Raw genomic sequence first — 14371 nt, forward strand, 5'->3', positions numbered from 1 at the left:
TCCAGGTTCGGCGCTGCTACAGTGCTGCGGCGGCCGCGCGGCTGCTGCTGCGGTGCGACTGCGGTGGTGCGGTGGTGTAACACATTAACGGCGCCGGAGGCATTTGCCTTGCGCGCATAGGCGACAGTATGGCCCACGGGGTTGAAGAGGGCATGGCCGAGGGTTTGGCGGCGGAGGAGGGCGATGCCGGTCCTGTCCGTCGCGGCATTGCCGCGCGCCTTGCCGCAGGGGCGTTGGAGTGTCTCGCCGCGGAGCGGGAGCGCTGGGCGCTGTGGCTGCCGGTGGGGACCGGGGCGGGTGTGGCGCTGTATTTCGGCCTGCCCGCCGAGCCGCCGCTCTGGCTGGGGCCGGGCGCCGCGGTCGGCTGTCTGCCTCTGCTGTGGCTGGCGCGGCGGCGTCTGGCGCCGGTCGTTCTGCTGCTGGGGCTGTTGAGCGTCGCTCTGGGCTTCGCCGCGGTGCAACTGCACAGCGTGGCGGCGATGGCACCGATGCTGACGCGCGAGCTTGGACCGGTGCAGGTCACCGGGCGGGTGCTGGCGATCGAACGGCAGCCCACCGGCACGCGGTTGATGATCGGTGAACTGGCGGTGGAGCGGTTGCCCCCGGAAGCGACGCCGGCGCGGGTCCGCCTGCATCTGCCGGCCAAGGTGACACCGCCGGAGGCCGGGACGGTGGTCCGGCTGCGCGCCATGCTCCACCCGCCGGCCGCCCCGGCAGAGCCGGGAGCGTTCGACCTGCAGCGGCGCGCCTATTTCGAAGGCTTCGGCGCGGTCGGCTTCGTCATGGGTGCCCCCGTTGCCCAGGATGCGCCACCGCCCGGCGGCTGGCGCCGGGTGACGGTGGCCTTCGAGCGGGCGCGCGCCGCCATCGCCGAGCGGGTTCGTGCCGTCGTGAGCGATTCCGCGGAGGCCAGTGTCACCGCCGCCTTGCTGAACGGCGACGCGGCGGCGATTCCAGGACCGATGATGGACGCCTTCCGTGACAGCGGCCTCGCGCATCTCCTGTCCATTTCCGGCCTGCATGTGGGCATCGCCGCGGGAATCGTCTTTTGGGTGGTGCGGGCGCTGCTGGCGCTGGTTCCCTGGATCGCGCTGCGCTGGCCGATCAAGAAGATCGCGGCGCTGGCCGGCATCCTGTCGGCCATCCTCTACACGCTACTGGTGGGGGCTCCCCTGCCGACGCTGCGGTCGGTGCTGATGACCGGCCTCGTCATGGGCGCGGTGATCGCCGACCGGTCGCCGATCAGCATGCGGCTGGTCGCCTTCGCCGGCATCGTCACCGTCCTCTATGACCCGGAGGGGATGCTGGGGCCGAGCTTCCAGATGTCCTTCGCGGCGGTCGTCGCCCTGATCGCCGCCTTCGAACGCTTCACGCCCTGGGCGGTGCGGCGGCGGCGCGAGATGGGCTGGCTCGGCAAGGGTGTCATGGCGCTGGGCGGAATTGTCTTTTCCAGCGTGGTGGCGACGGTCGCGACGACGCCCTACGGGCTCTATCATTTCCAGCAGGTCGCCTTTTACGGCGTGCTGTCCAACATGGTGGCGATCCCCATCACGACGGTGTGGATCATGCCTTTCAGTTTGCTGTCATACTTGCTGCTGCCCTTCGGGCTGGAGGGGCCGGCGGTCACGGCGATGAGCTGGGGCGTCCGGCTGGTCATCGAAACGGCGGAGCGGACCGCGGCGCTGCCTGGAGCGACGGCGTTCCTGCCGGCCATGCCGGACGCCGCCATCGCGGCGGTCACGCTGGGCGGGTTGTGGCTGGCCATCTGGACAGGACGCTGGCGCTGGTTGGGGCTGGTGGCCTTGGCCGGCGGACTGGTCGCCCCGGCCGTCGCGCCGCGGCCCGACATTCTGGTGTCGGAGGACGGCAAGCTTATGGCCGTGCGCGGCGCGGAGGGGATTCTCAGCCTCTCCACCGCCAGCGACGGGCGGGTCGCCAACACGTGGAGGCGGCGCGACGGCATGGAGAAGCCGGAGGGGAAGGCCGGTCAGGATGTCTGGCCGCTCGCCGGGGTCAGCCTGGACGGGGGGCTGCGCTGCGATGCTCTGGGATGCCTTTACCGAGCGCAGGGGAAGACGGTGGCGCTGCTGCGCCAGCCCGATGCCTTGCCGGAGGATTGCGCAGTGGCCGATGCGGTGGTGACCGCGACTCCATCGCGCGGGTGCCGGGCGCCGCTGGTCATCGACCGCTGGCGCCTGCGGCGGGAGGGTGCGCAGGCGCTTTATCTGTCGGACCAGGGCATCCGGGTGGAAAGCGTGCGCGGTCGGCGCGGGGACCGCCCGTGGACGATGGGAGGAAGGACGATGGGCGGGACGCTGACCGATGGAAGGACCGGGGCGCGCTGAACCGCCGCCCCGGCGCGTCCTGCTGTCAGTACTTCCGCACCAGACCGACGAGGCGGCCCTGCACCCGGACGCGGTCGGCGCCGAAGATGCGCGTCTCGTAGGCGGCGTTGGCGGGTTCGAGCGCCACGGTGTTGCCCTTGCGGCGCAGGCGCTTCAGCGTGACCTCGGCGTCGTCGACCAGGGCGACGACGATCGAGCCGTTGTCCGCGCTGTCGCAGCGCTGGATGACCACCGTGTCATGGTCGAGGATGCCGGCCTCGACCATCGAATCGCCGGCGACTTCCAGCGCGTAGTGGTCGCCCATGCCGAGCATGGCCGCGGGAACGTCCACGAAGGCGGAACCGTCGCGCAGCGCCTCGATGGGCGTACCCGCGGCGATCCGGCCGTAGAGCGGAAGCTGCACCGATTCCGATGCCGGATTCGCCTCCCGCCCCGCGAAGCTGAAGTCGCCCTTGATGACGTTGGGCTGGAACTTGGCGCGCGGCGGCCGGGTGCGGGCGGTCTCCAGCCCCTCCGGCAGGCGCAGCACCTCCAGCGCGCGGGCGCGGTGGGGCAGGCGGCGGATGAAGCCGCGCTCCTCCAGCCCCGTGATGAGGCGGTGGATGCCCGACTTGGACTTCAGGTTGAGAGCGTCCTTCATTTCGTCGAAGGAAGGGGACACACCGCCCTGCCCGAGCCGCTCGTTGATGAAAAGCAGCAATTCATGCTGCTTGCGCGTGAGCATTTGTGCCTCCCGGCCGGTTCCGCACTAGATATGGAACAAAAGCAAAACGTTCCTTCTTGTTCTAGTTTGGTTCTTAACCCCCGTCAAGCCCTACGAATGAAATCAATCGCAAATCGACGGACAGGACTTCCAAATGGATTTCCGGTGCGGAACGGATTAAAGCGACAGGACACCGCCGCTCAGCGGGATTACCGTCACGCGGTCGCCCACAGCGGCGGCGGTTGCCTGCGGCTCGCGGACGATCAGGGCATCGGCCCGGGCCAGCCGGGACATCATCGCGCTGTCCTGGCGCGGGAAGGGGGTGGCGACGGGCTCGCCGTCCGCTCCGGTGGACAGCGTGGCGCGCAGGAAATCCGTACGGTCGTCGTTGGCCTTCAGCGGCGCGCCGAGCCGGGCCGTGAGCGTGGCGCTCTCGGCGGGCAACCCCTGGAGACGGCGGAGGACGGGCACCAGGAACAGCAGGGCGGCCACGCCGGTGGACACCGGGTTGCCGGGCAGGCCGAGCAGCGGCACTCCGTTCGCCGTCCCGAAAATCAACGGTTTGCCGGGCTTCATGGCGACGCGGTAGAAGTCCAGCGACAGCCCGCCCAGCACGTCGCGCACATGGTCGTGCTCGCCTTGCGAGGCGCCGCCCGTGGTCACCAGCAGGTCGCAGCCGGCCGCCCCGGCGGCCATGGCGGCGAGATGCTCCGGATCGTCCTTGGCCACGCCGAGATTGTGGGCGAGCCCGCCCTGGCTGGCGACCAGCGCGCACAGGCCGAGCGCGTTGGAGCTGACGATCTGGCTCGGCCCCAGCGGATCGCCGGGCAGGGCGATCTCGTCACCGGTGGCGAGCACGGCGACCCGCGGGCGGCGGTGGACGCGCAGCCAGGGCAGGTTGGCGGCGGCGGCCAGGGCGACGTCGCGGGCGGTCAGCAACCGTCCCTTGGGAAGCAACTCCTCTCCCGCGGCGAAGTCCAGACCGGCGGGACGGATGAAGCGCCCCGCGGGCACGGCGCGCCCGACGCGCACGCGATCCCCGGCGTCCTCGCAATCCTCCTGCATCACCACGGCGTCGGCGCCGGTGGGCAGAGGGGCGCCGGTGAAGATGCGCACGGCCTCGCCGGCGCCGACCGATCCGGCGAAGGCGTGGCCGGCCGCGGACTCGCCGATGCGGCGCAGGGTGACCGGCGCATCCCCCGACGCCGGGACGATGTCGGTGGCGCGGACGGCCCAGCCGTCCATGGCGGCGGCGGCGAAAGGCGGCTGGGTCAGGCGGGCGACGGCGGGCTCCGCCAGGACGCGCCCCAGCGCGTCGGGCAGCGGCACCGTCTCCGCCGGCAGGGCGGTGAAGGCAGCGAGGATGCGGGCGCGGGCTTCACCAACCTGCAACATCAGACCGCGCTCCCCCATTCGCCGCTCTTGCCGCCGGCCTTGTGCAGCAGTTTCACCTCGGTGATGGTCATGCCGCGGTCCACCGCCTTGCACATGTCATAGACGGTGAGTGCCGCGACCGACACGGCGGTCAGCGCCTCCATCTCCACGCCGGTCTGGCCCCTCAGCTTGCAGGTGGCGGTGATGTCCACGGCGTTGCGTTCGGGGTCGCAGGTCAGGTCGACCTTGACCGAGGTCAGCATCAGCGGGTGGCAGAGCGGGATCAGGTCCGGCGTGCGCTTGGCCCCCATGATGCCGGCCAAGCGGGCCACCGACAGGACATCGCCCTTCTTGACGCCGCCCTGGAGGATGAGCGCCAACGTTTCCGGCTGCATCAGAACGGAGCCGCGGGCGGTCGCCGAGCGCTCCGTGTCGGCCTTGCCGGACACGTCCACCATGACCGCGCGGCCTTCGGCGTCGAAATGGGTGAAGCCGCCAGCGGGCTGGTCGGTCATAGGGGTTTCTCCATGAACAGGCTCAGCGGGTCCGGACCGTAGGGGCCGAACGGGCCGCGGTCGGCGAAGCCCTGCTTGCGGTAGAGCGCGATGGCCTCGTCCTGATAGACGCCGGTTTCCAACAACAACGCCGATAGGCCGGCGGCGCGGGCCTCGTCCTCGATGCGCTCCAGAAGGCGGCGCCCGATCTGGCCGCCGCGCGCGGTCGGCTGGACGAACATCCGCTTGACCTCGCCATAGCCGCCTTCGGTGTCGATGCGCATGGCGCCGCAACCGACCACGGTTCCCGACCGCCGGGCGACCAGGAAGCGGATGTCCGGTTTCGCCAGCGTTTGCAGGTCGAGCAGGTGGTTGCTCTCGGCCGGGTAGAGGTCGCCCAGGTAACGGTCCAACTCCTCGATGAGCTGAACCACCGCGTCCTGGAGCGGGCTTTCACGGGCAATGGTCACGTTCGGCACGGCGTCGCTCCTCCCCATTGCTTTATTGTTTTGTCTCAGGCGAGCAGGGCGCGGGTGGCCGCGCTCACATCCTCCTGCCGCATCAGCGATTCACCGACCAGGAAACAGCGCGCGCCGACCGCCGCCATGCGCGACAGGTCCGCCGGGCTGTAGAGACCGCTTTCGGCGACCAGCATGCGGTCGGCGGGCACGTGGGCCGCCAGTTCCTCCGTCGTGGCGATGTCCACCGCCAGGGTCTTCAGGTTCCGGTTGTTCACGCCGAGCAGCGGAGTCTTCAGCGCCAGGGCGCGGTCAAGCTCCTCGCGGTTGTGCACCTCGACCAGCACGTCCAGGCCCCAGGCGATGGCGGCGTCCTCGATCTCCACGGCCTGCGCGTCGCTCAGCGCGGCCATGATGATCAGGATGCAGTCGGCGCCCAGCGCGCGGGATTCGGCGATCTGGTAGGGATCGACCATGAAGTCCTTGCGCAGCACCGGCAGGTCCACCGCGGCGCGGGCGGACAGCAGGTAGTCGTCGCAGCCCTGGAAATAGGGCTCGTCGGTCAGTACGGACAGGCAGGTGGCGCCGCCCCCGCGGTAGGCGCGCGCCAGCGACGGCGGGTCGAAGTCCGGGCGGATCAGGCCCTTGGACGGGCTGGCCTTCTTGATCTCGGCGATCAGGCCGTAGCGGCCCCCGTCCACCGTGCGGCGCAGCGCGCGGATGAAGCCGCGCGCCGGGTCGGCGCTGCGGGCATCGTCCTCCACAGCGGACAGCGGGCGGGCGGATTTGCGGGCTTGGACCAGCGCGCGCTTGTCGTCGCAGATGCGGGTCAGGACGTCGCTCATGGCGCGGCAACCGGTTCGTTGGTGATGGACGAATTGGTGATGGACACGAGGTGCTGGAGCACGGCGCGGGCAGCGCCGCTGTCGATGGCGTGGCGGGCCCGCTCGACGCCTTCCTTCAGGTCGCCGGCCTTGCCCGCCACATGCAGCGCGGCGGCGGCGTTCAGCAGGACGATGTCGCGATAGGCGCCCTGCGCCCCGTCGAACAGCGCGCGGATGGCCTCGGCGTTCACATGGGCGTCGCCGCCCTTCAGAAGCTCCGGTCGGGCGCGGAAGATGCCGGCCTGCTCCGGTTCGATCTCGAACACCGTGACCTCGCCGTCCTTCAACTGCGCAACGGTGGTCGGGCCGGTGGTGGTGATCTCGTCCAGCCCGTCGGAGCCATGGACGATCCAGGCGGCCTCCGACCCCAGCCGCTTCAGCACATGGGCCAGCGGCTCCACCCACTGCTTGGCGTAGACGCCGAGAAGTTGGCGCTTGGCGCTGGCCGGGTTGGACAGCGGCCCCAGCAGGTTGAAGATGGTGCGGGTGCCCAGCTCCACGCGGGTCGGGCCGACGTTGCGCATGGCGAGATGGTGGCGCGGCGCCATCAGGAAGCCGATGCGGGCGTCCCACAGGGCCTTGCGCACCAGACCCAGGTCGCAGTCCAGGTTGACGCCCAGCGCGCCCAGCACGTCGGCGGCGCCCGACTTGGACGACATGGCGCGGTTGCCGTGCTTGGCCACCGGCACGCCGCAGGCCGCGATGACCACGGCCGCGGCGGTGGAGATGTTGTAGGTGCCCGAGCCGTCGCCGCCGGTGCCGCAGGTGTCGATGGTGCCGTCCGGCGCCTCCACCGGGATCGCCTTGGCGCGCATGACGCGGGCGGCCCCGGTGATCTCGTCCACCGTCTCGCCGCGCACGCGCAGCGCCATCAGGAAGCCGCCCATCTGCGACGGGGTGGCGTTGCCCGACATGATGATGTCGAAGGCCAGCGAGGCCTCCGCTTCGTTCAGGGCGTTGCCGGCGGCGACCTTGGCGAGGATCGCCTTCATGTCGGTCAGGTCGCCGTGCGGCGCGGACGGCGTGCTCATGCGGCGGTCTCCAGCCGGCGGGTCGTGTTCAGGAAGTTTTCCAGGATCTTGTGCCCGTGCTCGCTCTCGATGCTTTCCGGGTGGAACTGCACGCCGTGGATCGGCAGCTCGCGGTGGGACAGCGCCATGATCAGCCCGTCCTCCGTCTCGCCGGTCACCTCCAGGCAGGCGGGCAGGGTGGCGCGCTCGACGATCAGCGAGTGGTAGCGGGTGGCCCGGAAGGGCGAGGGCAGGTCCTTCAGGACGCCGCGCCCCTGGTGGAACATGCGGTCGACCTTGCCGTGCATCGGCACCGGCGCGCGCAGCACCGTGCCGCCGAAGGCCTGCCCGATGGCCTGATGGCCCAGGCACACGCCCATCAGCGGAACGCCGGCCTTGGCGGCGGCGTCGATCAGCGGCAGGCAGATGCCCGCCTTGTCCGGGTCGCAGGGGCCGGGCGACAGCACGATCCCTTCGGGGCGGAGCGCCATGGCCTCCTCCACCGTCAGGCTGTCGTTGCGGCGGACGTCCAGTTCGGCGCCCAGTTCGCCCAGGTAATGGACGAGGTTGTAGGTGAAGCTGTCGTAATTATCGATGAGCAGCAGCATGGGGCGCCCCGGCATCCTTCCGGCCTGTCGTTTCCGGTCCGTCGGTCTCGGGTCCATTGTTCCCGGCCCGATCGTCCCGGAATAGCGTTCCGGCCTTGTTCCAAGGCGGGTACCCTAGCGGCTGGAGCGGTGGATTTCCAGCCCGTCCGAACCTCGACTCGGCGGAGAATCAGCGGCAGAGGAACTGCGGCGCCGTCGCCGGCTTGTCCAGCACCATGCCGCGCGCGTCGGTCTCCTCGGTGATCTGGCAGCGCCGCACCGTGCGCGGCAGGTCGATGGCCAGCGTGGCCTGCGTTCCGGCGTAGCGGCAGATCAGGAAGACGTTGTCGCGCCGCGCGGCGGGGAAGTCCCATTGCCGGATCTCCGAGCGGCCCCGCCGCAGGCTGCGGTCCGGCTCCAGCGCCGCCGGGGCCGGGGCGGCCATCTGCGCCGCCCGGTCGCCCTCCACCAGGGTGACGCCGGCGAAGGCGTGCTGGTCCTTCGCCGGGTAGGGCGACCAGCCGCCGGGCGCCTCCGGCTGGGCCTGCACGGTCAGGCTGGCCGGGCAGCGGACCTCGTTCGCGAGGGCGGGGCCGGCGGTGGCGGTGATGAGGAGCGTCAGGAGGATCAGGGTGCGGAGCATGGCGGGTCACAGCATAGTCCCAGCCGGCAGGCGCCTCCACCCCGCTCCGCTGTTGCAGGGACGGTGCGGGGGTGCCACCTTGCGCGCAAACCGGAAACCAGGGTTCGAGATTCCTTCCCATGGCCAAGAAAACGCCGCGCAAGCCCCAGAAAGCCGCGGCACGGAAGCCATCGCCGAAAACGCCCGCCGCCGCATCGGGGCGCGCCGTCTCGCCGGTCCTGCTGGCGCTGGCCGGTGTGATCGCGGTCTTCGCGGTGGCGCTCGGCGCGCGATTCATCATCGGGCGCGACGCGCCGGAGACGGAGACCGTCGTGGAGCGGGAGGCGCCGGTCATCGCCCCGGCCGCGCCGATCAAGACGCCGCCGCCCAAGGTCGCAGATGCGCCGCCCCCGCCTCCGCCTCCGCCGGTTCGCGAGGCCGAACCGGCTCCGGCGCCCGTTCCGGCACCGCCTCACCAAGTGACCGAGGCTCCGGCCCCCGTTCCGGTTCCCGCACCGCCCCCGCCGCCGGCCATGACGCCGAAGCCGGTGGTGGCGATGCTGCCGCCTCCCGTCGCCCCGCTGGAACCGCCGAAGGTGGCGCCGGGATCGCCGCTGTGGAAGAAGAACGCGCTGCCCTTCCGCGCCCCGCCGGGCAAGCCGGCCATCGCCATCGTCATCGACGACATGGGCGTGGACCGCAAGCGTTCGAACCGCGCGGTGTCGCTGCCGGCGCCGCTGACGCTGGCGTGGCTGCCCTACGCCCACGAGCTGCCGGCCCAGGCCCGCGCCGCCCGCGCCGCCGGGCACGAGCTGATGCTGCATCTTCCCATGGAACCCAGCGGCGCTGCCGATCCGGGGCCCCAGGCGCTGCGCGTGTCGCTCGACAAGGGGGAGATCCTGCGCCGGACCAAGGCGGCGCTGGACAGCTTCGACGGCTATGTCGGGGTGAACAACCACATGGGCAGCCGCTTCACCGCCGACTCCGCGGCCATGGCGCCCGTGCTCGGGGAGATCGCGCGGCGCGGCCTGTTGTGGCTGGACAGCCGGACCACGGCGAAGAGCGCCGGCCTGACCCTCGCGCGGGAGCTTCAGATGCCCTTCGCCGGGCGCGACATCTTCCTGGACAACGAGATGACCGTGCCGGCGGTGCGCGGCCAGCTTGCCAAGACGGAGCAGGTGGCGCGCAAGCAGGGCTACGCCATCGCCATCGGCCACCCGCACGATGCGACAATCGACGCACTGGCCTCCTGGATGCCGGAGGTGCAGAAACGCGGCTTCGTCCTGGTTCCGGTCAGCGCCGTCGTGCGCGCCCATCACACCGGCGGGTGACCGCCGGTCCCGCTTGAGGAGAATTCCATGGCTGACACCTACAAGGTCGGCGGCATGACCTGTGGCGGCTGTGCCCGCTCCGTCACCAACGCCATCGGCAAGCTGGCGCCGGGCGCCGCCGTAACGGTGGACCTTGAAGCCGGCACCGTGGCCGTGGAGGGCGGAGTCGCCGCGGAGACGGTGAAGAAGGCCGTGGAAGGCGCCGGCTTCGATTTCGGCGGTCAGGCAGCCTGAGGTCCGGTCAGGCGGGCTGGCGCAGCCGCCACACCAGCAGTCCGCCGGCCCAGGACAGCGACACCGCCAGCGCGGCGCCGAGCGCCACGAACCGCCCGGCGGGTTCGGCCAGCAGATGGGCGGTGGTCAGCGCCAAAGCGAGGCCGGGGTTGGTCAGCAGCGCGCTGCGCATCGCCGCGGCGACCACGCCGCCGCCCAGGCGGCCGTGGAGGATCACCGTCAGGCTGGTCAGCGCGATGGGGAACACGGCGGCGATGCCGGTGGCCGCCGGGCCGATGCTGTGGCTGAGCGTCGTCACGGTGGCGACCAGCAGGCCGACGAGACCAGCGCGGGCCGGGATGTCGTACCAGCGTGACCGCGCGGTCCGGACCACCGTGTCCGCCGGAATTGGGGCGGAGACCACCCAGGCGGCGATCCCATAGCAGGCCAGCGTCAGCAGCAGCGCCAGCGGCAGCGTCCACGCGACGACCGAGCGCAGGGTGGCCGCCGTGGCGATCCAGAAGAGAGAACTGGCGATGACCGTCGCGGGCATGCCCCAGCGCGGCGCGATCCGCACCAGAAGCGCCAGATAGAGGACGATCGTCGCGTTCCCGACCATTCCCGACAGGGCGGCGTCGGCGACGAAGCCGTCGCCATGCTCCATCGCGAGCATCACGAAGGCCGGGCCGGTCGAGACGGGCAGGGCGGTGATCATGCCGCCATAGAAGGGGCCGGCCTTCTCCGCCGCCAGCGAGGCGGCGACGACGACCAGGGCCGCCGCCACGATCTTGACGATCAGCGGCAGCAGCAGCGCATCGAGGGGCATGCGGTCCTTACCGGGCGGAGGTCTCGCGGACGGTTTCCTCCGCGGCGCGGATCAGGGCCATCGACTTGTTGACGGTCTCCTGGTACTCGGCCTCCGGATCGCTGTCGGCGACCACGCCGCCGCCGGCCTGCACATACATCATGCCGTCCTTCAGCACGGCGGTGCGCAGCGCGATGCAGGTGTCCATGGCGCCCGACGCGCCGAAGTAGCCGACGCAGCCAGCGTAGACGCCGCGGCGGGCCTTCTCCAGCTCGTCGATGATCTGCATGGCGCGGACCTTCGGCGCGCCCGACACGGTGCCGGCCGGGAAGCCGGCGATCAGCGCATCCAGCGCGTCGTGCTTGGGGTCGAGGTCGCCCTCGACGTTGGAGACGATGTGCATGACGTGGCTGTACAGCTCCACGATCATCTTCTGCGTCACCTTGACGGTGCCGGTGCGCGCCACGCGGCCCACGTCGTTGCGGCCGAGGTCGAGCAGCATCAGATGCTCGGCCAGCTCCTTCGGATCGCTCAGCAGGTCCTCGGCCAGCGCCTGATCCTCCGCCGCCGTGGCGCCGCGTTTGCGGGTGCCGGCGATGGGGCGGACGGTCACCTTGCCGTCGCGCACGCGCACCAGGATCTCCGGGCTGGAGCCGACGACCGACAGCTCGCCGAAGTCGCAGTGGAACAGGAAGGGCGACGGGTTCAGGCGGCGCAGCGTGCGGTACAGCGCCAGCGGCGACGGCTTGAAGGGGAAGCGGATGCGCTGGGACGGCACGACCTGGAAGATGTCGCCGGCCCGGATGTACTCCTTCGCCCGCTCGACGATCGCGTGATACTCCTCGCGCGTCGTGTTGGAGGTCCAGGCGAGCGGCAGCCCGTCCTTGGTCCGCGGCTCCCGCCGGTAGGGCAGGGGGCGCTCCAGGTCGGCCACCGCGTCCATCAGACGCTCGCGGGCGTCGCCGTAGGCGGCGTTGCCGTCGACCCCCGGCTTGGGCCAGACCGGGGTGACCAGAGTCACCGAATCGGTGTGGCTGTCGAAGATGGCGACGATGCTCGGCCGCGACAGGATGGCGTCGGGGATTCCCAGCTCGTCCGGGTTGTCGTCCGGCAGCCGTTCCATCAGCCGGACCATGTCGTAGGTCAGGTAGCCGAACAGGCCGGCGGCCATCGGCGGCAGGGCGTCCGGCAGGTCGATCCGGCTCTCGTTGATGAGGGCGCGCAGCGACTCCAGCGGGGCCGCGTCGATCGGCTCGTAGGCGTCGCGGTCGTGCAGGGCGTTGCGGTTCACCTCCGCCCGGTCGCGGCGGCAGCGCCACACCAGATCGGGCTTGAAGCCGATCACCGAATAGCGGTCGCGCCGCGACCCCGCCCCGCGCTCCGCCGACTCGAAGAGGAAGCCGAAGGGCCGCCCGTCGGCCAGCTTCATGTAGGCGGAGACGGGGGTCTCCAGATCGCTGACCAGCGTGGTCCACACCACCTGCGGCTTGCCGGCCTCATAAGCGGTGTGGAAGGCGGCGAATTCCGGCTGAACCTTCACGGGACGGGCCTCGGCTGAGTGGGGCGATTGAGTGGGGTTAATTGCCGCTGGCGAAGAATTGGTCGATGCGGTTGCGGTGAACCTCGACCGGGTAGCTGTTGCGCAGCGCGTTGCCGAATTGGGCCATGATGTCGCTTTCCAGCCCCTGGGCGACGGTGCTTTCCACGGTCGCCAGCGTGGCGTCGGAGGCCGCCGGGTCCGCCGGGATGATCTCCTTCAGGCGGGCGACGACCTGGCTGTCGGCGGTGGCGCCGGTCACCGTCTCGCCGGGCTTCCCCTCGAACAGCTTGCGCACCAGCTCGCCCGGCAGCCCCTCGACCGAACGGGCGTCGCGGGTGAAGGGCGTGGTCATGGCGAAGCTGGCGCCGGACTGGCTGGCGACGTCCTGCGCCGCGGCCTCCGAGCCCTGCTTCAGCTTGGCGGCGATGTCCTGGGCCTTCTCGGCGGCCAGCGTGGCGCGCTTGTCGTCCTGCCAGCCGGCCACGGCCTGATCGCGCACCTCGGCCAGCGGCTTGGGCGCGGCCGGCGTCACGCCGTCGACGCGCACGGCGTAGAAGACGTTGTTGGGCGCCTCGGTCAGGTTCGAGGTGGCACCGGAGGCGAGCTGGAAGGCGGTCTGCACCATGGCGGCGAAGTTCGGGCGGCCCGGGGCGGCGTCCTTGCCGTCCGGCGCCTTGCCGCTGCTGTCCACCGCGGCGATCTTGGCGATGGGCAGAGACTGGGCCTGGGCGACCTCCTCCAGCGGGGCGCCGCTGGCGAGCTGGTCCTCGACCCGGTTGGCGATGGAGTAGAGCGAATCCATCGCCTTCTCCTTGCGAAGCTCGGCCAGGAGCTGGTCGCGGGCCTCCTCGAAGGTCTTGGTGGCGCCCGGCTGGATGGCGGTGACCGTCAGCACGTGCCAGCCCAGCCCGCTGCGCACCGCGTCGCTGACCGCACCCTGGGCCAGGGCGAAGGCGGCGTCGCCGATCTCCGGCAGCTCGTTGCGGGTGACGTTGTCGAGCGTGATGACGTCGGTCCCGGCGTCCTTGGCGGCGGCGGTCAGGCCCTTGGTCTTGGCGGCCTCGGCGATCTGCTTCGCCTTCGCCTCGTCGTCGGCCAGGACCATCTCCACCGTCCGGCGCTCCGGCGTGCCGAGCTCGTCGGCGCGCTCGTCGTAAGCGGCGCGCAGCTCGTTGTCGGGGATCTGGATGTCTTTGGCGATTTCGTCGGCGGAGAGCTGGGCGATGCTCAGCGCGCGGTATTCCGGCGCGGTGAAGCGGACCTGATGGTCCTCATAATAGCGGGTCAGCTCCGCCTCGTCGGGCACACCGACGTCGCCGATGGCGGCGTTGGGCAGGGTGACCACCTCGGCCACGCGGCGCTCCCCGCGGAAACGGTAGAGGTCCTGGACCAGCGGCTTCGGCGGGGTCACCCCGGCGCCGACCGCCCCGGCCACCAGCTCGCGCGCGGTCTCGCGGCGCAGCAGGGCAACGTAGCCGTCCTCGGTCAGCTGGTTGTTGCGCAGCACGCTGCGGAACTGGTTCGCGTCGAACTGGTTCTGCGCGTTGCGGAAGGCCGGTTCCTCGGCGATGCGCTGGCGCACCACGTCCGGCCCGACCGAGATCCCGGCGTCGCGCGCCGCCTGATCGTAGAGCGCGCGCTGCACCAGCGCCGACAGCGACTGGTCGAGCAGACCGAACTGGCGCGCCTGCTCCGTCGTCAGGTTGCCGCCCACCATCGGGCGCAGCCGCTCCATCTGGCGACGGAACTCCTGGTCCAGCTCCGCCCGATCGATCTCCACCTTCCCGACGGAGGCGACGGTGCTGGAAATCCCGCCTGTGCGAATCATGTCGCCGATGCCCCAGGCCGCGAAGCTGACGATGAGGAGCACGAACAGGATCTTGACGACCCACGAACCGGCGTAAGTGCGGATGAACTGAAGCATGGGACCCGAAGTGAGTGCGCAAAGGGCGGCCCTGCGGCCGGGGCGGCATCATAGGCACCCCGCGAAAGCCCGGCAACACCC

General features: G+C 71.0%; 14 protein-coding genes. 3 read left to right on the forward strand and 11 right to left on the reverse strand.

Annotated elements, in window-relative coordinates; all coding sequences use genetic code 11:
• The first annotated feature begins 152 nt into the window (after window positions 1-152).
• Window positions 153-2345, forward strand: coding sequence for a ComEC/Rec2 family competence protein (locus tag AMK58_RS06370; protein WP_079285014.1), 2193 nt, complete (start codon window positions 153-155; stop codon window positions 2343-2345).
• Window positions 2346-2370: 25 nt separating this feature from the next.
• Here AMK58_RS06370 and lexA read toward each other — a convergent pair whose 3' ends face one another.
• The 8 genes from lexA to AMK58_RS06410 form a co-directional block, all read right to left on the reverse strand.
• Window positions 2371-3069, reverse strand: a complete 699-nt coding sequence (lexA, locus tag AMK58_RS06375) for a transcriptional repressor LexA (protein WP_035680784.1) — start codon at window positions 3067-3069, stop codon at window positions 2371-2373.
• A 156-nt stretch (window positions 3070-3225) separates the two neighbouring features.
• Window positions 3226-4443, reverse strand: a complete 1218-nt coding sequence (locus tag AMK58_RS06380) for a molybdopterin molybdotransferase MoeA (protein WP_059399042.1) — start codon at window positions 4441-4443, stop codon at window positions 3226-3228.
• Window positions 4443-4937, reverse strand: a complete 495-nt coding sequence (gene moaC / locus AMK58_RS06385) for a cyclic pyranopterin monophosphate synthase MoaC (protein WP_035673139.1) — start codon at window positions 4935-4937, stop codon at window positions 4443-4445. The genes AMK58_RS06380 and moaC overlap by 1 nt, the downstream gene beginning before the upstream one ends.
• Window positions 4934-5395 (reverse strand): GNAT family N-acetyltransferase, encoded by a 462-nt coding sequence (locus AMK58_RS06390; RefSeq protein ID WP_079285013.1) that lies wholly within the window; start codon window positions 5393-5395, stop codon window positions 4934-4936. Before AMK58_RS06390 ends, moaC begins: the two co-directional genes overlap by 4 nt.
• A 35-nt stretch (window positions 5396-5430) precedes the next feature.
• Window positions 5431-6219 carry an indole-3-glycerol phosphate synthase TrpC gene (trpC, locus tag AMK58_RS06395; protein ID WP_035673142.1) on the reverse strand — a complete coding sequence of 263 codons (789 nt, stop codon included), beginning with the start codon at window positions 6217-6219 and terminating at the stop codon, window positions 5431-5433.
• On the reverse strand, window positions 6216-7289 hold the full coding sequence (gene trpD, locus AMK58_RS06400; protein ID WP_035673144.1) for an anthranilate phosphoribosyltransferase: 1074 nt from the start codon (window positions 7287-7289) through the stop codon (window positions 6216-6218). Before trpD ends, trpC begins: the two co-directional genes overlap by 4 nt.
• Window positions 7286-7876 carry an anthranilate synthase component II gene (locus AMK58_RS06405; protein WP_035673146.1) on the reverse strand — a complete coding sequence of 197 codons (591 nt, stop codon included), beginning with the start codon at window positions 7874-7876 and terminating at the stop codon, window positions 7286-7288. Before AMK58_RS06405 ends, trpD begins: the two co-directional genes overlap by 4 nt.
• A gap of 169 nt (window positions 7877-8045) precedes the next feature.
• Window positions 8046-8498 carry an STY0301 family protein gene (locus AMK58_RS06410; RefSeq protein WP_059398732.1) on the reverse strand — a complete coding sequence of 151 codons (453 nt, stop codon included), beginning with the start codon at window positions 8496-8498 and terminating at the stop codon, window positions 8046-8048.
• A 119-nt stretch (window positions 8499-8617) separates the two neighbouring features.
• Here AMK58_RS06410 and AMK58_RS06415 point away from each other — a divergent pair, with 119 nt between their 5' ends.
• Window positions 8618-9808, forward strand: coding sequence for a divergent polysaccharide deacetylase family protein (locus AMK58_RS06415; protein WP_059398733.1), 1191 nt, complete (start codon window positions 8618-8620; stop codon window positions 9806-9808).
• 27 nt (window positions 9809-9835) lie between these two features.
• The gene (locus tag AMK58_RS06420; protein WP_059398734.1) at window positions 9836-10042 is read left to right on the forward strand and encodes a heavy-metal-associated domain-containing protein; all 207 of its coding nucleotides are present in this window, start codon (window positions 9836-9838) and stop codon (window positions 10040-10042) included.
• A gap of 7 nt (window positions 10043-10049) precedes the next feature.
• Here the strand turns inward: AMK58_RS06420 and AMK58_RS06425 are convergent, their stop codons facing one another.
• Genes AMK58_RS06425 through AMK58_RS06435 form a run of 3 tightly spaced genes read right to left on the reverse strand, consistent with a single transcriptional unit; the run spans window position 10050 to window position 14290 of the window.
• On the reverse strand, window positions 10050-10847 hold the full coding sequence (locus tag AMK58_RS06425) for a hypothetical protein (RefSeq protein WP_035673156.1): 798 nt from the start codon (window positions 10845-10847) through the stop codon (window positions 10050-10052).
• 7 nt (window positions 10848-10854) lie between these two features.
• Entirely contained in the window at window positions 10855-12366 is a 1512-nt protein-coding gene (gene trpE, locus AMK58_RS06430; protein WP_035673159.1) for an anthranilate synthase component I, read from the reverse strand.
• A 37-nt stretch (window positions 12367-12403) separates the two neighbouring features.
• The gene (locus AMK58_RS06435; RefSeq protein ID WP_059398735.1) at window positions 12404-14290 is read right to left on the reverse strand and encodes a SurA N-terminal domain-containing protein; all 1887 of its coding nucleotides are present in this window, start codon (window positions 14288-14290) and stop codon (window positions 12404-12406) included.
• Between the last annotated feature and the right edge of the window lie 81 nt (window positions 14291-14371).

Origin of the sequence: Azospirillum brasilense (assembly GCF_001315015.1) — a bacterium.
GTDB classification, from domain to species: Bacteria; Pseudomonadota; Alphaproteobacteria; order Azospirillales; family Azospirillaceae; genus Azospirillum; species Azospirillum brasilense.

What these genes read in the sequence shown, in the direction of transcription:
- trpD (WP_035673144.1), bottom strand. Translation starts at nt 7,289, where the DNA reads ATGAGCACGCCGTCCGCGCCGCACGGCGACCTGACCGACATGAAGGCG.
- lexA (WP_035680784.1), bottom strand. Translation starts at nt 3,069, where the DNA reads ATGCTCACGCGCAAGCAGCATGAATTGCTGCTTTTCATCAACGAGCGG.
- AMK58_RS06425 (WP_035673156.1), bottom strand. Translation starts at nt 10,847, where the DNA reads ATGCCCCTCGATGCGCTGCTGCTGCCGCTGATCGTCAAGATCGTGGCG.
- AMK58_RS06380 (WP_059399042.1), bottom strand. Translation starts at nt 4,443, where the DNA reads ATGTTGCAGGTTGGTGAAGCCCGCGCCCGCATCCTCGCTGCCTTCACC.
- AMK58_RS06435 (WP_059398735.1), bottom strand. Translation starts at nt 14,290, where the DNA reads ATGCTTCAGTTCATCCGCACTTACGCCGGTTCGTGGGTCGTCAAGATC.
- trpC (WP_035673142.1), bottom strand. Translation starts at nt 6,219, where the DNA reads ATGAGCGACGTCCTGACCCGCATCTGCGACGACAAGCGCGCGCTGGTC.
- AMK58_RS06405 (WP_035673146.1), bottom strand. Translation starts at nt 7,876, where the DNA reads ATGCTGCTGCTCATCGATAATTACGACAGCTTCACCTACAACCTCGTC.
- moaC (WP_035673139.1), bottom strand. Translation starts at nt 4,937, where the DNA reads ATGACCGACCAGCCCGCTGGCGGCTTCACCCATTTCGACGCCGAAGGC.
- AMK58_RS06410 (WP_059398732.1), bottom strand. Translation starts at nt 8,498, where the DNA reads ATGCTCCGCACCCTGATCCTCCTGACGCTCCTCATCACCGCCACCGCC.
- AMK58_RS06370 (WP_079285014.1), top strand. Translation starts at nt 153, where the DNA reads ATGGCCGAGGGTTTGGCGGCGGAGGAGGGCGATGCCGGTCCTGTCCGT.
- AMK58_RS06415 (WP_059398733.1), top strand. Translation starts at nt 8,618, where the DNA reads ATGGCCAAGAAAACGCCGCGCAAGCCCCAGAAAGCCGCGGCACGGAAG.
- AMK58_RS06420 (WP_059398734.1), top strand. Translation starts at nt 9,836, where the DNA reads ATGGCTGACACCTACAAGGTCGGCGGCATGACCTGTGGCGGCTGTGCC.